At 44.3% G+C, this 16,484-nt stretch carries 15 protein-coding genes and 1 tRNA gene; 9 read left to right on the top strand and 7 right to left on the bottom strand.

The features are described from left to right. Nucleotides 1-84: 84 nt before the first annotated feature. On the top strand, nt 85-1,749 hold the full coding sequence (locus ACL934_RS09115; protein WP_413613393.1) for an AMP-binding protein: 1,665 nt from the start codon (nt 85-87) through the stop codon (nt 1,747-1,749). A 91-nt stretch (nt 1,750-1,840) separates the two neighbouring features. Here ACL934_RS09115 and ACL934_RS09110 read toward each other — a convergent pair whose 3' ends face one another. Then, the gene (locus ACL934_RS09110) at nt 1,841-2,218 is read right to left on the bottom strand and encodes a high-potential iron-sulfur protein (RefSeq protein ID WP_374080155.1); all 378 of its coding nucleotides are present in this window, start codon (nt 2,216-2,218) and stop codon (nt 1,841-1,843) included. Nucleotides 2,219-2,449: 231 nt separating this feature from the next. Between ACL934_RS09110 and ACL934_RS09105 the strand changes: the two genes are divergently transcribed. Then, nucleotides 2,450-3,217 (top strand): murein L,D-transpeptidase catalytic domain family protein, encoded by a 768-nt coding sequence (locus ACL934_RS09105; protein WP_374080154.1) that lies wholly within the window; start codon nt 2,450-2,452, stop codon nt 3,215-3,217. Here ACL934_RS09105 and ACL934_RS09100 read toward each other — a convergent pair. Beyond that, nucleotides 3,110-3,538: a MerC domain-containing protein gene (locus ACL934_RS09100; protein WP_374080152.1), complete on the bottom strand. Its 429-nt coding sequence runs from the start codon at nt 3,536-3,538 to the stop codon at nt 3,110-3,112. The two genes, ACL934_RS09105 and ACL934_RS09100, sit on opposite strands and share 108 nt — an antisense overlap. 103 nt (nt 3,539-3,641) lie before the next feature. Here ACL934_RS09100 and ACL934_RS09095 point away from each other — a divergent pair, with 103 nt between their 5' ends. Next, nucleotides 3,642-5,054: a protein adenylyltransferase SelO gene (locus ACL934_RS09095; protein ID WP_413613392.1), complete on the top strand. Its 1,413-nt coding sequence runs from the start codon at nt 3,642-3,644 to the stop codon at nt 5,052-5,054. On the opposite strand, the gene ACL934_RS09090 is transcribed toward ACL934_RS09095, so the two are convergent. From ACL934_RS09090 to ACL934_RS09075, 4 genes are all read right to left on the bottom strand, one after another. Then, nucleotides 5,051-8,152, bottom strand: coding sequence for an efflux RND transporter permease subunit (locus tag ACL934_RS09090; protein ID WP_413613391.1), 3,102 nt, complete (start codon nt 8,150-8,152; stop codon nt 5,051-5,053). The genes ACL934_RS09095 and ACL934_RS09090 overlap by 4 nt on opposite strands. Nucleotides 8,153-8,154: 2 nt before the next feature. Next, nucleotides 8,155-9,591: a TolC family protein gene (locus ACL934_RS09085; RefSeq protein ID WP_413613390.1), complete on the bottom strand. Its 1,437-nt coding sequence runs from the start codon at nt 9,589-9,591 to the stop codon at nt 8,155-8,157. Beyond that, nucleotides 9,588-10,235 (bottom strand): TetR/AcrR family transcriptional regulator, encoded by a 648-nt coding sequence (locus ACL934_RS09080; protein ID WP_413613389.1) that lies wholly within the window; start codon nt 10,233-10,235, stop codon nt 9,588-9,590. Before ACL934_RS09080 ends, ACL934_RS09085 begins: the two co-directional genes overlap by 4 nt. Before the next feature lie 195 nt (nt 10,236-10,430). Beyond that, nucleotides 10,431-10,625, bottom strand: coding sequence for a hypothetical protein (locus ACL934_RS09075; RefSeq protein WP_374080143.1), 195 nt, complete (start codon nt 10,623-10,625; stop codon nt 10,431-10,433). A gap of 294 nt (nt 10,626-10,919) precedes the next feature. On the opposite strand from ACL934_RS09075, the gene ACL934_RS09070 reads away from it, so the two are divergent. The 5 genes from ACL934_RS09070 (at nt 10,920) to ACL934_RS09050 (ending at nt 13,347) form a co-directional block, all read left to right on the top strand. Continuing rightward, nucleotides 10,920-11,789 (top strand): DUF1524 domain-containing protein, encoded by an 870-nt coding sequence (locus ACL934_RS09070; RefSeq protein WP_374080142.1) that lies wholly within the window; start codon nt 10,920-10,922, stop codon nt 11,787-11,789. Beyond that, nucleotides 11,786-12,463 (top strand): RluA family pseudouridine synthase, encoded by a 678-nt coding sequence (locus ACL934_RS09065; RefSeq protein ID WP_413613388.1) that lies wholly within the window; start codon nt 11,786-11,788, stop codon nt 12,461-12,463. Before ACL934_RS09070 ends, ACL934_RS09065 begins: the two co-directional genes overlap by 4 nt. A gap of 44 nt (nt 12,464-12,507) precedes the next feature. Further along, nucleotides 12,508-12,599, top strand: a tRNA-Leu gene (locus ACL934_RS09060). Nucleotides 12,600-12,653: 54 nt separating this feature from the next. Next, nucleotides 12,654-13,034 carry an HI0074 family nucleotidyltransferase substrate-binding subunit gene (locus ACL934_RS09055; RefSeq protein WP_413613387.1) on the top strand — a complete coding sequence of 127 codons (381 nt, stop codon included), beginning with the start codon at nt 12,654-12,656 and terminating at the stop codon, nt 13,032-13,034. Further along, on the top strand, nt 13,027-13,347 hold the full coding sequence (locus ACL934_RS09050) for a nucleotidyltransferase family protein (protein ID WP_413613386.1): 321 nt from the start codon (nt 13,027-13,029) through the stop codon (nt 13,345-13,347). Before ACL934_RS09055 ends, ACL934_RS09050 begins: the two co-directional genes overlap by 8 nt. A gap of 171 nt (nt 13,348-13,518) precedes the next feature. On the opposite strand, the gene ACL934_RS09045 is transcribed toward ACL934_RS09050, so the two are convergent. Further along, the gene (locus ACL934_RS09045; RefSeq protein WP_413613385.1) at nt 13,519-14,727 is read right to left on the bottom strand and encodes a S41 family peptidase; all 1,209 of its coding nucleotides are present in this window, start codon (nt 14,725-14,727) and stop codon (nt 13,519-13,521) included. 140 nt (nt 14,728-14,867) lie between these two features. Here ACL934_RS09045 and ACL934_RS09040 point away from each other — a divergent pair, with 140 nt between their 5' ends. Further along, a complete protein-coding gene (locus ACL934_RS09040; RefSeq protein ID WP_413613384.1) occupies nt 14,868-16,400 on the top strand; it encodes a hypothetical protein in 1,533 nt (510 codons plus the stop codon). Nucleotides 16,401-16,484 lie beyond the last annotated feature (84 nt).

Raw genomic sequence — 16,484 nt, 5'->3', positions numbered from 1 at the left:
GTGAAAACAACATTTTACTTTGCTCACACTGACTCTTTACTCTAAACTTTCCTGGTACATAAATTATCAGCATCAGGAGGAAAAATGGAAAAGATTTGGTTAAAAAACTATCCCAAAGGCGTCAGTCCCGAAGTGGATCTTTCAAAGTATTCCTCCCTTTTCGATGTCTATGAAGAATCCATCCGCATGTTCGGCTCAAAGAAAGCCTTCACAAACATGGGAGTCAGCCTCACCTTTTCGGATCTTGATCGCAAAGTGGATCAATTCGCCTCTTTCTTGCAAAACGAATTGAAACTGAAAAAAGGCGATCGCATTGCGATTCAAATGCCGAACGTTTTGCAATTTCCGGTGATCGCGTTTGCGGCTCTTCGCTCGGGTCTCACGATCGTAAATACAAATCCTCTTTACACAGCCAAAGAGATGCAACATCAGTTCAAAGACTCTGGCGCTAAAGCCGTGGTGATCTTGGCAAACTACGCTCACCTGCTTGAACAAATTCTTAAAGACACACAAATTGAAAGTGTTGTTGTCACAGAGATCGGGGATCTTTTCCCGACACCAAAAAGAATTCTTGTAAACTCTGTTGTTAAGTACATTAAAAAAATGGTTCCCGCTTACAACATCCCCCACGCTTACACTTTCCGTCAGGCGATGGAATTGGGCGCGATGAAGCCGTCACAAAAAGTGGCGACGACTTTGGATGACATCGCTTTCCTTCAATACACAGGTGGAACAACAGGCGTGGCTAAAGGAGCCATGCTTCTCCACCGCAACGTTCTTGCCAACGTTTTGCAAATCCGCGACTGGATGCAACCGAAACTTCGCGAAGGCGAAGAAGTGGCCATTGCGGCTCTTCCTCTTTATCACATCTTCGCATTAACTCTGAATTGCTTGGGTCTTCTTCGTTACGGTGCGGAAAATATCCTAATCACGAACCCACGCGACATTCCAGGCTTCATTAAAGAACTTAAGAAAACTCCATTCACGCTGATGGCGGGCGTGAATACCTTGTTCAATGCTTTAATGAACAATCCTGAATTCATGACTGTGAATTTTAGCCGTGTAAAAATCAGCGTTGCTGGCGCGATGACTTTGCAAAAATCCGTGGCTGAAAAATGGATGGAGTTGACAAAGTCTGTGATCGTAGAAGGTTACGGATTGACAGAGGCTTCTCCGGTTGTGTGCTGCAACCCTATCGACGGCACTGATAAAGTGGGCTCCATCGGCCTTCCTTTCCCAAGCACAGACATCAAACTTCTCAATGACGATGACCAAGAAGTCGCAATGGGAGAACCAGGTGAACTTGTATGTAAAGGTCCTCAAGTGATGGCGGGCTACTGGAATCGCCCGGATGAAACTGAAAAAGTTCTTAATGACGGATGGCTCAGAACAGGTGATATCGCCGTTGCGGATGCGGATGGTTTCTTTAAAATCGTCGATCGTAAAAAAGATATGATCTTGGTTTCTGGATTTAACGTCTATCCAAATGAAGTGGAAGAAGCGATTGCGTCTCATCCAGGAGTTTTGGAAGTGGCGGCTATCGGTGTGCCAGATGAACATTCTGGCGAAATCGTAAAAGCGGTTGTAGTTAAGAGAGATCAAAACCTAACAGCAGAAGATGTCATTGCTCATGCTCGCAAGAGTCTGACAAATTACAAAGTTCCTCGTTTGGTGGAGTTCCGCACGGAACTTCCGAAAACAAACGTTGGAAAAATTCTGCGTCGCGCACTCAGAGAAACGACGAAATAAAACGGCGGATGCCGGCAGAGCGAAGCGGCCTTGGGCCGCGGAACTGAAGCATAAAAAAAGGGGCTTAAAAGCCCCTTTTCCTTTTGAAAGCCTAGGCTTTCTTATTCCAAGAAGCACACCAGCCGTCTGCGTAGACAAGTTTGCCTGCGAAGATCGTGCAAGTTCCAGCCTCTTTACCGTTGCGAGTTTCTTTTTTTGCGTAAAATCCGCAAGTCGCGCAATGATTGCCTTTTGCTTCAGCAGTTTTCTTGTGGTCTTCAATGTACTTTACTGCTTTTGCTACGGAATCATTTGGATCAACCATCGGCATAGCGCCACCGGCTGCCGGAGCTCCGCCACCACGTTTCTTCTGTGCCAATGCTGGAGAAGAAAAAACTGTTGATAAAACAGCAGGGGCTACAACTGCCACACCTGTGATTTTTGCCATCGTTGAAAAGAAACTACGGCGATTCATTTTGTTATCGATCATGTTGCCTCCAAAATTGTGTTCTCAATAACCGATACTATTACTTTTCATTTGGTTTTCAATTGTAAATTCACAAGGTGCCACACTTTGCTGCACTTCTGACGATATCTGTCGCCGTTTTCGCTCCCAGGCATTTCTGGAAAGAAATTAGACAGTCCTTACAGACTAAAGTACTTCGGCATATTCATTGATATGCGATTTCAATGTTCGTGGACTTCATCGGGGGGTGAAGAAATGAAATCTTTCTTTTATATTTCAGCAGCGTTTTTCATAAGCTCAACCAGTTCGGCCGAATCCTGGTATCAAAAGAAAATCGGAGGAAAGTTACTCTATGATCTCTATGTCTCTGCCGGAGTGCCCAACGCAGCTCTCGAAAGAACTTTCGAATTTTTAGATATCAACGACGACAAGACTTTCAAAGTAAAACTCATTGATGAGTCCACCACCAAAAAGATCACCAATAAAAACTACGCCATCATTATCGACTATTCCAAACCGTCCTCTTCTCGCCGCCTTTATTTCTTAGATCTGAAAAATGGCAAAGTTGAAAAATATTATGTCGCCCACGGAGTCAACACCGGCGAAGACAAGGCTGTGAGCTTTTCCAATCAAATGGATTCAAAGAAATCATCCCTAGGATTTTATATCACGGGCTCAACATACGAAGGAAAACACGGAGAATCCTTGTATCTGCATGGCCTGGAAAAATCCAACGACCGCGCCTTTGAACGCGCGATCGTGATGCATGGAGCTTCTTATGTCTCGATGGATTTTTTAGAAAAGTACGGTCGTATGGGACGAAGCTGGGGATGTCCGGCGGTCTCTGAGGCCATCAACGAAAAACTTTTACCGCTGATTAAAGGCGGTGCTGTGTTTTACGCTTATCACAAAGACTTAATGCCTATGACACAAGCAAGCCCGGCGATTCAAGACGTGGGCGATAACAAGGAAGACACCGCCAAACAAAGTGACGAGGTCGTACCCGAAGAACTCAACCCATGAATGAGGAGCCAGAGAAGCTCCTCCCACCATCATCAGACCCAAAACACCCAAAGCAAAAACTTTGATTTGCTGATGATGTTTATAGCCTGACCAAAAAGCAAAAAGACCGACGGGCACAACAAACAAAGCCATGAGTAAATGCACCCACTCTTGTTCAAAAAATTCACCCATCACTGGAAGTGTTAAAACCAGAAGAGGTGTCGCCAAACAGTGAATAGCACAAAGACTGGAAAGAAAGATACCGAGCTTATCCCAACGATCGGTTTGTTCTTCAAATGTCTGGTGTTGAGTAGAAGGCTCTGTCAGGATACGTTCGTCCACGGGTACCACCTTTGAAATACTGTTTTCTTCTAAATGCAAGTAATTGTCAACTAGAGACTCCATCAGACTTGCGTTTCCAGGAATAAAGTTCCATAAAAGGAGGGTGTCATCATCATTCTCTCCCCCTATTTATGAGTTAGGCCCTGATTTCTACGACGAAGTCCTTCCTGCCCGCTTTCCTAAAGCTATTTTACGCTATCGAAATCAGAGCGCAGCAAAACAAATTGCACTGGATCAACTCAGTGATGAGCAATGGCAAAAACACTTCTGGGCTTTTGAATCTCTTCCTGGAAATGTGAAAACTCCTTTGGCTCTGAGATATCACGGCCATCAGTTTCAGACTTACAATCCACAACTAGGTGATGGGCGCGGATTTCTTTTTGCGCAATTTCAAACGCCGACACGTCTTTTGGATCTTGGCACTAAGGGCAGCGGACAAACTCCTTATTCGCGCAATGGCGATGGCCGACTCACTTTAAAAGGCGCCTTCCGCGAGATTCTCGCGACGGAACTTTTAGAGTCCTATGGCGTGAATACGAGTAAAACATTTTCTGTTTTTGAAACGGGCGAAAGTTTGGAAAGACACGATGAACCCTCCCCGACACGGGCCGGAGTTTTGGTTCGTCTCAGTCACAGTCATATTCGTTTTGGAACTTTCCAACGACTGGCGTTTTTGCAGCAGTCAGAGAATATAAAAAAACTGGTGGCTTATTGCGTGAAGCACTTCTACCCGTCCCTTTCCTCGTACCAGGATCAAGAGCAGGCTGCGATGTTTTTGCAGACGGTTTCACAATCCTCGGCGCACTTGGTGGCATCGTGGATGATGGCAGGTTTTGTTCACGGCGTATTAAACACCGACAATATGAATATCACCGGAGAAAGTTTTGACTACGGTCCTTACCGCTTTCTTCCGACCTATGATCCCAATTTCACAGCAGCGTATTTTGATCATTCGGGACTTTATTGTTTCGGCCGCCAACCTGCGAGTGTTCTTTGGAATCTCTATCAGCTAGGGGGCGCTTTGAAAGTCGCTTATCCGGATTTACCTTTGGATGAGCTTCTGAATGGTTTCGGTGATGACTTTAATTATGAAATTCATCAACAGCTTTTAAAGCGTTTGAATTTGCGAAATCCCTTGCAGGAACCTTCAGCCATTCAAGAGTTGAATGTGGATCTGGTCAGTCATCTTTTCCAATTTATGGAAAAAGAAAAATGTCTTTTTGAACAGACGATCTTTGATCTGCACTCTGGCGGAATCACCGAGCGCCTGGGACGATCTCCGCAAGGGGGCCTTTACCAGAAAGAATCCTTTAAAGCTTTGCAAGACACCTTGGAATGTTTTGAGATCGCTTCTGAAGAAAAAGCACAACATCCGTACTTTCAACAACCGAAAGCCTGTGCGCTGCTTATTGATGAATTGGAATCTTTGTGGAAGCCCATCGCCGACAACGACGATTGGGCCCCGTTTGAAGAGAAGCTGGCAGAAATCCGCAGCTTCCGTGGAGTATACTCTTAAGCTTGATATCCGCTGATCTTTGCAAGTTTTGCGCGGAACCACATTTTGAAATCTTCAATAAATCCAAAAGCGGCTGGCACGATAAGAAGTGTCAGCAACGTTGAACTCACTAGCCCGCCGATGATCGCGATACCCATGGACGTTCTCATCGCAGAGGCCTCATTCAAACCAATCGCAATCGGAATCATACCGGCAATCAACGCCAACGATGTCATCAAAATCGGACGCAGACGCGTGCGGCACGCTTTTAACAACGCCGAATTACGATCTAATCCTTCGTGGATCAACTGATTTGTATAATCCACCAGCAAGATCGAGTTCTTCGCCACAACCCCGAGAAGCAGGACAATCCCGATCAGAGAGAAAATGTCGATAGTCTTCCCGAAGATCAAAAGACCTAAGAAAGCTCCCGTCATCGCCAACGGCAATGCCAAAAGAATTGCAAATGGAGTGATGAAGCTTTCATACAAACTCGCCAGAACGAGATAGATGAAAGTCACACCTAAGAAAATCGCCAAGAGCATATTTTCGATCAACTCTTTAAAGTCGTCGGCCTGACCTTGGAATTTGTAGTCAACGCCCTTCGGTGGAGGCAGATCTTTTTTAATGATCTTTTCAATCTCTCCAGAAATTGTTCCCAAGGCACCGCCTTTAGCTAAGTTCCCTGAGATCTGAATGTAACGACCTTTGTTCTGACGATTGATTTGCGAATACCCAAATGCTTCTTCACCTTTCGCAATACGAGTCAGAGGAATCATATTGTAGTTCGCGTTCGGAACAAGAGTTGTCGCAAATTGCGTTCTTAAGTCGCGGAACATTTCTTCAAAGCGCACGCGCACTTTGTAGTCGATGCCGTTTTCACGGAAGATCGTTTGTTCATTTCCCTCTGTACGGTTACGAAGTTCACCGCCCGCAACAGCCGTAGAAACACCCAAGGCTTCGGATCTTTGGCGATCAAACACAACGTGGAATTCCGGTTTTCCAGAACGGAAGTTCGTATCCACATCCACAAGTCCCGGAATCTTCTTCATGCGCTCCACAAGTTTAACAGCATAGGCATTTAGCTCTTCCAAGTTCTCCCCTTGAATATTGATATTCAAAGGTTTTTGGCCCGAGTTCACAGCATCGATATCACCTAAGGCCACAATGGCCTGGCTTTCAAAAGCATTGAGCTTTTTACGAAGAGCTTCTTTGTAATCCGTCGTCGACATGCTGCGATTTTTTCTTTCCACCAAACGCACGAACAAAGATGATTTATTGGCTTCGTTATTGGCATTCCCGATAATCGCCAGAACCATATCAACTGCTTTATCACCTTCAAAAATCTTTTCGATCTTTTCTGTGAAAGCGCTGGTTGCCATCAAAGAGGAACCCACTGGCAACTCGATATTCACCATAAACTCCCCGTTATCCGGAGACGGCAAGAATGTTTTCGGGATAAATGCGATCGTCACAAGAGAGCCAAAGAAGATCAACGTTCCCGCCAGAAGGATTTTCTTAGGGTTGTGCAAAGTGTACTTCAAAGCCCCTTCGTAAATATCCTCAAGCCAAGTTTGGAAACGGTCAAAGCCTGCAAGCATACGACCCACAATACCTGTTCCTTTGTGATGTTCATTGGGATGCGCCATGTAGGCTGAAAGCATTGGTGCCACCGTGAAAGCATCAAACAATGAGATCAACATCGTAAAGACAACAGTTAAACCGAACTGTTTAAAGAACTGACCGACGATCCCTTGCAGGAATGAGATCGGACCAAACACTGCGATCACAACCAAGGTTGTGGCAATAACGGCCATGGCCACTTCTTTTGTTCCATCTAAAGCGGCATCTTTGGGCTTCTTACCCATTTCCAAATGACGGAAAATATTTTCGCGCACCACGATCGCATCATCGATCAAAAGACCCACCGCCAAAGACAAGGCCAGCAAAGTCATCAAGTTGATCGTAAAGCCCATGGCATACATGATCACGAAGCCTCCCAAAAGGGAGTTTGGCAAAGCCATGGCCGTGATAAATGTCGAACGCGCCGACCCCAAGAAGAAGAACACCACGATCACGCAAAGAATAATACCGATGATGATAGACTCTTTCACGTCATACACGTTCATTTGAATTGGACGAGACGTATCGCGGACCATTGTGACCTGGCCTTCGATGTTTTTCTCTTTCAACAGCAAATTTACTTTTTCAATATTCTTTTTCACGTTTTCAGCGACGGCGACTGTATTGGCTCCGCGCTGTTTATAGACATTCATCAAAAGAGCTTTTTGCCCTTTGATACGCCCCATGGTTTTTTGGTCTTCCAGACTGCGCACCACGCGTCCGATATCTTGAACCAAAACCGCTTTATCAGAACCGACGAAGTTCACATTCACTTCAGCGATTTGCTTTAACGAATCAAACTCCCCGTTGGTACGTAAAGTTGTTTCGTCTTTCGGGTTCTCAATTTTTCCAATTGGAATATCTTTAGATGTATCCAAGATACGTTGAGACACTTGCAACATTGAAATTTTACGATCTTGAAGTTTATTTTTATCGACAAGAACGTGAATCTCTTGCTTACGTCCCCCGAAAATATCCACCTGACCTACGTCTTTGATACGTTCAAACTGCGGCTTGATGGTTTCATTGGCTAGATCGTAAGCCTTCCCGTCATCCAAGGCGGACGTGATCGCCAAAGTGACAATCGGCTGATCGGCAGGGTCAAAGCGGCGAATGACCGGTTCATAAATATCTGTCGGAAGATCCCGACGAATATTGCCGATACGATTGCGCACTTCCTGCTCGACTTCTTTAATGTCCGTGCCTAATTGGAACTCAAGAACAATCACTGCCACACCATCAAGGTTGTTGGACGTGAGTGTTTTTAAGCCGGAAATACTTCCTACTTCATCTTCAATCAACTTGGAAACTTGCTTTTCCAAATCCAGAGGCGAAGCCCCCGGATAAGTGATCTGCACAAAAAGAACCGGGAAAGTGACGTCTGGGAACATATCCACGGGCATCTTGCGCAACGAGAAAGCACCTAGAATCAACATCAAGATGACAATACAAGAGATAAAAATCGGTCGTCGAATAGACAGACTTGGTAAATTCATGGTTACTTCTCCTCAATGACGACAAACAAGCGTCCTTGAGCCTCCATTTTTCTTTGTTCAGATTTCAATCTTGCTAAATTCAATTCCGCAACGCCTGCGTCTTCTTCCGCATTGATCACGTTCGCTGTGATCGAGCGTCCTTTATTAAAGAGATCCGTTTGTGCCTTCGCCGCCGACGACTGCAGTCGAGAAACTTCTTCTGCGGATTCGATACGCTTACTCATCTCTGAATATCTGCGGTTGAGTTCAATCCACGAGCTGTCGCTTTCAAAAAGTTTGCGCTCGCTTTGCAATTTTGCAGCAAGGGCTTTCTTACGAGCGGCCTCACGCGCGGCATTCTTCGCACCAATGTCAAACGGATACGTGAGTTTCAAACCGACCTTTGTTGTCGGACGATCCGTATCAGTCCAGTTCTGGGTCGCCTCATTCATATCAGGCTCTACAGAGTTGGTATTGTAAGATCCAGAAAGCACCAGATCCGGACGAAGTTGGTCTTCGGTTTCGCGAGCCTCTAGAGACTGGGCTTTTGCATCTAAAGATGACAAGTAAGCATCCAACGCCACAACACGGTTGCCTCCACCATTGCCATCCACCATCGAACTTAAAGAACGACGTTGCGAAATATTGCCCGTCAACTCAGGAAGAGCTTTATCATCTGCATATTCCAAATAGTCGCGCACTTTTCTTTTTGCCGAGGCCATATCATCTTCGATAGACACCAACTGAAGTTGTCGCCCCGCCACCAGAGCTTGCGCCGAATAGAGATCCGCACGATCGCTGATTCCGTCATTCACTCGACGGCGTGTCCAGTTCTCAATACGCTTTGCTCTTTCAAAAGAAGCCTGTCCGATTTTTAAATTTTCAAGCGCATAGAGGTAGTCCCAGAACGCGGACTCCGCACCAACTAGAAGAAGTTTTTTCTGCAAATCAAATTGGCCTGTGGCTGCTGCTGTCGCCGCATCTTGACGCTCCCAACGCAAGCGAGTCCCGTGACCAAAAAAGTCTTTCCACAAAGATTGGCTTAACCCTACACCCAAAGAACCCACACCAAATTTTTGGAACTGAGCTGCTTGAGGTCCTGAGATTCCGGTATTTTCAACTTCATAAGCCGACGCTGAAACACTGGCCGTCGTTCCTGTCGAAAACTTCTTTCCTAATCCCAAAGAATAGCTTGTTGTCTTGGATTCTGATGCGCCAAGAATCGCAAACTGACTGAGGGGGCTTTTATCATTGATATACCCAGCTTCTGCCGTGAGTACTGGAACCAGCTCAATGTCTCCCGCGACTTTTCCCAGCTCTGCCGTTTCGGTAGCCACTTGCAAAGACTGAGCGGACTTATTATTTTTTTCTACTTCCTTCAAATACTCCTGCAAGGTCATTGCAAAGGAATGAGGTTGCCACGCCAACAAAAAAAGACCTACTAAGGCTCCCTTTTTCATTTCAGTATCCCTTCTAAAAACAACATTGAAATCTGATTCTTAAATTCTTGTCTTTGCTCCGGCATTGCATATAGCCCCTGATTCCAGGAACAGTTGCAATCCAAAAGATTGAAGTAACCCATCATGCCTTCCACCAAACAAATGATGAAAAAACGCGGATTCACTTTTTTATTCACAACGCCCGCTTTTTGTCCGCGGGCAATGATGGATTCAATTTTCTCCCCGGCATTGGTCATCATGGATTCATGAATCTCGCGAGAGAACGGCAAGCCCGACAACTTTTCCCGGGTCATAATCTTTGCCATATGGGGATTCGCCACGCGCATATCAATAACTGTATCTACCAACGAGCCGATCGCACGCTGAATGCTTTTGGCACTCACTTCATCTTGCTCAAATTCATTTACGACAGCTTCGATTTGCCCAAAGATCCGCATGACGAATTCTTGAATGACCGTTTTATAAAGACTCTCTTTACCGCCGAAGTAGTAGCTGATCAGACTTAAATTAACGCCGGACTCTTTCGCAATATCGCGAGTGCTTGTGCCATGCAGGCCTTCATTGGCAAACAGCACAGTGGCAGCTTCAATAATTTTTTGCCGCGGTCCTAACTCCTCAGGACTGAGCTCATTGATTTGATTCATGGAGAAACCGTAATTTAATCACTTGATTTAATCAAACGTTTTAATCATTTGACCAAATCCTAACAAAATACAAAACAAATTTGTGGTTAGCAGAGATAAAACTTTACGGGATGAAGTACAAGGTTAGAAATGCAAAAACCCCGATTTCTCGAGGTTTTTTCTATCTATATATAAGTATAAATCCTGGGACTTAAACTATTTAGAAGCTGCGCTTTCAGTCTTTTGGCAATCAGCACATTTTTTATCCAGAGCACATTCGCCGCCCGCACATTCTTTTTTAGCTTCTGTGTGTCCGCCACATTTGCAGCCTGCGTGGTCGTGAGATTTGTGAGCACAAGCGCCCATCATCAAAGTAGCTACTGAAGCCAAAACGATCATTTTGAAATTCATGGTGTCCCCTTCTTTTAGTTCGGATAATTAAGCTTAGCGATAAACTAAGTGCCCACACAAGGACTCTTTTGCCTCTCAGCAGACTTATGTGAGGAGAACTATATATTCTTTACATGAATAATATTATGCGAAAAAGAAAGCATTAAGTCTGAGTAAATATTGGGCAAATAAGCCTGTTAATAGGCACTTAACGCAAAGCATGTAAAAACAACACAATCCTGACAGAATGTTTTGTTGAACAAATCCCCGACTTAATGCTTATATGTGTCCGATTCGCGGAGGGGGAAACCGAGAATGAAAAAGATCAATCACATGATTCTAATCATGACGTTGCTGGTGGCGACGGCTCAAGCAGAGACCGCGCAAACAACAACGACTCCATCAAAGCCTCAGCAAATTTTCAGTGAATACTACACAGTAGATGAAAGAGGCGCAGGCGCCGCGAAAGCTTTCACCTTCGTGGCCGTTCCCCAAGAATTCGGTGCTGACTACTTCCTCTATGCAGCAAAAAGAATCGTCATCAATCTTCTTAAATGGACTTTGCACGACGAACAACGCCCCCTTCCTGAAGAAGACTACATCCGCAAACTTCACTTTGGCCGCTGGATCAACGATCCGACAGACGATACGTGCATGAACACGCGTGCGAAAGTTTTGGTCCGTGATAGCGAAGACGAAGTTACTTATCGCAACGACAAGAAATGTGTCGTTGAAGGTGGTCGCTGGCTGGACAGCTATACAAATCAAGAGCTGGTTTCTTCACGTCAAATTCAAATTGATCACATGGTTCCTCTGAAAAACGCTTATCTTTCTGGCGCTTTCAAGTGGGACTATAAAACTCGCTGCCTTTACGCCAACTACATGGGCTACAAAGATCATTTGATCTCTGCAGAGGCTCATCAAAACATGGCCAAAGGCGATCGTGGTCCTGAAAAATATCTTCCTCCAGAACTTTCCTATCGCTGCCAATACGTAAAAAACTGGCTGACAGTAAAAACAATCTGGGGTCTTAACATGACCATGGATGAAGTTCAGGCCATCCACGAAGTGGTAACGAACTACAACTGCCCCATCTCTGACTTCCGTATCACTAAAAAAGAACTCGATGAACAACGTCAGTACATCAATGAAAATCTCGAGTTCTGCATGATCAACAAGAGATGATCTTCCCTATCCTCTTTGAGGACGAGTACTTTATAGCTGCGGAGAAACCCTCCGGCCTTCCTTCGCAGCCCACCGTCGACAAACGACGTCCCGATTTTTTCACTCAATTTAAAAAACAACTGCAAGAAGAGCGCGGTAAAGATTTTTATCTCGGACTCCATCACCGTTTGGATCGCGACACTTCCGGCGTGATGATTTTTACGAAAAACAAAATCGCCAACGAACCTCTGGCGGAGATGTTTAAAAAACACAAAATCCAGAAGACCTATATTTGCCTTACGAAACTTCACAAGTGCCCCGAACAATGGGAAGTAAAAAATCACTTGGCCGAAGAGCGCGATCCCGTTCTAAAAAAAATGAAAATGAAGTCTGTGCGATCTGGTGGAGACAAAGCGCACACTCTTTTTCGCAAACTAAAGACTTTAAAAAAAGGTCTTTTGATTGAGGCAAAACCTCTTTCAGGTCGTATGCACCAAATTCGTGTCCACCTCGCAGAAGCGGGACTGGGGATTTATGGCGACGACATCTACCCGGCACCCAAAAACCCGCAAGCACCAAGACTTATGTTGCATGCAATGAGCTTAGAATTTACTCATCCCTTCACTCAGGCATCTTTGAAGATTGAGTGCCCGATCCCAGAGGATATCGAGCATTTCCTGAACACTCTGAGCTAACTATTGACCTTTGTGGCAAGAAATGTTCAAGTTGTCTTTCGCGTGCCCCGGTGGCGAAATTGGTAGACGCACAGGACTTAAAATCCTGGGCTTCCTTTACAGGGGCGTGCCGGTTCAATTCCGGCCCGGGGCACCATTCCTAATTCTCGAACTGCCATGATTCCATGGAAATAGATAATAAGGGAGTTAAATGAAAACATCGCTCCAACCTACGCAAGACGCTCTTAAAAATTTAGAAGAAGCTCTTATGATCAGTAAGCCCACTGATTTAGAACGCGATGGAACTATTCAACGTTTTGAACACTGCTATGAAATCATGTGGAAAGCTGCGCAAAGAATTTTAAGAGAGAATGAAGTTCAGGCAGAAACTCCAAAAACCGTTTTTCGTGAGCTGGGTCGAATGGGATGGATTCAAAACGTTGAGGACTGGTTAGCTTTTCAAAAAGCTCGAAATGAAACAAGCCACGAGTACGGCTTAAAACTTGCCTTACATAGTTATGCATTGGCAAAAAAATTTCTGCCTTTGGCCCAAGGTCTTTTCACAATTCTTCTTGAGAAAAGCCGTGATTAAACCTCTGGGGCTTTCGGAATCTCAAAATGAATTTATTGAGAATGTTCTTAGAGATTTTCTCAAACAAAAAACACAATTCACGGTTTCAATTTTTGGTTCACGAGTTCGTGGTGGATATCGTCAGTATTCGGACCTTGATTTATGGATTGAATCAGTACCCCCGCTTGATCGTACTGAAGAAGCAGACCTACGGAGCTTATTTGAAGAATCCGAGTTGCCTATCAAAGTCGATATCGTCACTCCTGAAACTTGTTTGCCGTCTTATTTAGAGAATATCTCTGCAGAGAAAAAGATCTGGCTAAATAAGTACTAGGCTTTATCTCCATTTTAAGGACCCGGTGTATGACCTGTCATCAACTAGGGTTCTTCGCTTCTACTAAGTTCTTTTTCCCTGCGGAACTCGCAACAGAGGAAGGAATGGTGCTCGTGGTTAGTTCTCATTTTTTGAGGTGGCCGTTCCCCTTGGGAACGTGCCTTGAATAGATTAATTAGCACTAAGGATTTTCTTCGCTACCTCATAGGCATCATCACCTGGAGATACTTTTACATTCGGTGTAAACCCAATTCTTTCAATAAAACGATGATCATAGTACTCGCTATACTGAGTCGGGATCCTAATTTTAATTTTACTATTGGGCAAAACCGCCATACCGACATTTGAAAAATGAAAAGTTCCACTGGTATTTTCCCCAACTGTCTTTACATGATTATGCCACTCAAAAGCCGCAATCGTAAACTCGCAACTCGATACACATGCCCTGTCCATTAAAATATAGATCGGTTTGTTGTAACCTGTAATAGGATCTGATCTTTTCCCGATTCCCTTATCTGTACGGATGAACTCTGTGGGTAGCTGACCTTTTAAAGCCATGCTGTAACGTTCTTTAGAGTCGCCGAGTTCCTCAACGACATGCTCTGGAATTTTGTCACCCAGGTATTTCTTGTTATTGATTTCAATCTTAATTTTATTAATAGCTAATGCTAGAGTCTCCGGGGTTTGACTGCGATACTGACGTTTTATTGGATGCTCAAAAGGATGGCCAAATAGCAACTGCGCAAGCTCCATCCCCTTAGCATCATCACCTCCTGAATTTCCTCGAAGATCCAAGACAACTGCATCTGTATTTCTTATCTTAGTGGAAACTGAATTTATAAAGCCCTTCCAAACTTCGTTTTGGCTTTCAGGAAAACTGGTTATCGATATATATAAAATTTTTTTCTTTCCCAATCGATCGATTCGAGCCGCCCAAACTTTTTCAAGATTTCCAATGTTATTTGCACCTACACGTCCAACATCCAATTGAAATTGATCACGACGTTTCTTGCTTACATTGCCTTTGTAATAGGCCATAAGGTGATTGTCGGGAATTAAAAAAAGTGACTCATCAATTTGATTATGAAATTCAGCAACCGTAGATGGCTTGGAAATTTGCTTCAGAGTTGCAATAACTTTGGAAAAAGAGTCTCCGGGCAGGTACTCCCGACCACCATATCCTTTCGAAAGTGCAAAAATAAGAAAATCAATATCCTCCACCGCCTGCTCTGGAGATAGCTTTTCAGGAAAAACCAATGAAGTTTGATCTGAAATGATAAGATCTTCCGATGTCCATTTTTTTGGCTTCATCGACTGGCAAGAGCACAGAATAAAAACAACCATCAATGCGAATTGTGTTTGTAAGATTTTTGTCCGCATGAATTTATTTTCACATGCTGGAAGTCCATGGTCATCAATTTAAATTCACTGACGAAAAGCCAACTTGAAGTCCAGACCAGGCTATTCATAGCTGCAATTAAACCGAAGAGAAGTCAAAATGAGAGTATCAAGGAGATCTCATGTCGAAATATTTTCTGGTGTTTCTTGCTCTTCTGACAACTCACGCTTGCAGCCATAAAAATTCAGATTCTCATTCTGCTGCTCGTTCTACTGCTTCTCTGAACGAGCTGCTTTCAGAATCTGTTTTCCAAACAACGAATTTGCAATGGCTTAGGAACTTAGATTCTCAATACCAAGCAGCCGCTCTTAGTCCTACAAACTGTGCACAAAATATGAAGAACCTTGTCGAAAGCGTTGCTCGCTTTAATCCAGCTTTGCTACAAAAGTCCTGGATTGAATCGTACGGTTCCATTGCCATCAAAGATTTAGCTAATTTCCGCTTTACCGCCAACACCCAGATTTCTCAAGTGCCGGTTTCGTGCCGTGTTTATGCCGGAGATCTTTTTGGACGTTTGAGAGACATCGAAGACTATGTCGGGGAAACTTACTACAAAATCCACCCCCTCCAAGGTGACAAAGTCGATTTCAAAAAACAGGCCGTGCCTCTTTTAGAAACAACAAAGTACAACCCCTACCATCTCAATCCCAAGTACAAAGATTTCCAGTTTCAGCCTGGAGACATCATGATCACTCGAGGGATCTCTTTCATGAGTGCCGCCATTGCTCAAAGCACAACCCTGCCCTCGAAATTCAGCCATGGTGTCTTCGTCTATGACGACGGGTCAGGAAAAATTCAGACAATTGAATCTTACATCCAGACGGGCGTTGAGTTTTTCTCTATCGAAGATGCTCTAAAAAACGAAAACGCTCGCATCATGGTTTTCAGAGCCAAGGACCCAAGCTTAGCGCAAAAAGCCAACGATATGATGGGTGAAGAAATCAAAAGTCGTCGTGATAAAAAAACAGGTTCTTTGACTTATGACTATGATGCGAATATCGAAGACCACAGCCGCCTAACATGCATCGAAATTCCTTACGCTGCATTTGAGTTGGCCTCTAAAGACAGCGTCAAAATGCCTCAAGCCCCGTCCGAAATGATGTTAAAGAAAAAAGATATTACTCAAGGCTTGAAGGTAAAACCCGGCCCGATCTTTTCCCCTTTTAACTTAGAAACAGATGATCGTTTTGAGTTGGTGGTTGATTGGACGGATTACCGTCTGTCACAAGATCAGCGCAATAAAGATCTTTTGGTTCGTAAAATGTTTGATCTGATTGAAAATGAAGACTACGTGATCCAGGAAAATATGAACTCAATTGCCGCGCGTGCGATCTGGAAATCTCGCAGCATTAAACCTCTTTGGAGTTTGCTCGGCGGGTTTGGAAACCTCAATAAGCTGCCAGCAGAAATGCCTTTGCAGCAAATCACTATTACAGCCAAGCTCTATAAATCTGCGGGGATTTTCTTACAAGCCCTGCGTGACTGGCAAGCTAAAACCCCTGGTAAGATCTATACCAATCAAGAAATCCGTCGATGGTTGGACGAGTACGTTGCTCGCGACAGAGAAAACTACATCCAAAGAAGAAGAGCGGATCTACATATTTACTTCCGCCCTTTTAGTTTACGACAACAACACTTTGGTGAAGGCGCTTAAACGCGCCTTTAAGACCAGAACCCCGCCGATTTTACGCCTCAGAATTGCACATTATTTAAGTATTGACTTAATTAAGTATTTACT

The organism is Bdellovibrio sp. HCB-110, assembly GCF_047323225.1.
Taxonomy (GTDB): Bacteria; Bdellovibrionota; Bdellovibrionia; order Bdellovibrionales; family Bdellovibrionaceae; genus Bdellovibrio.
Note: the sequence above shows the minus strand (reverse complement) of the source record. Positions and strands in the feature narration are given on the sequence as shown.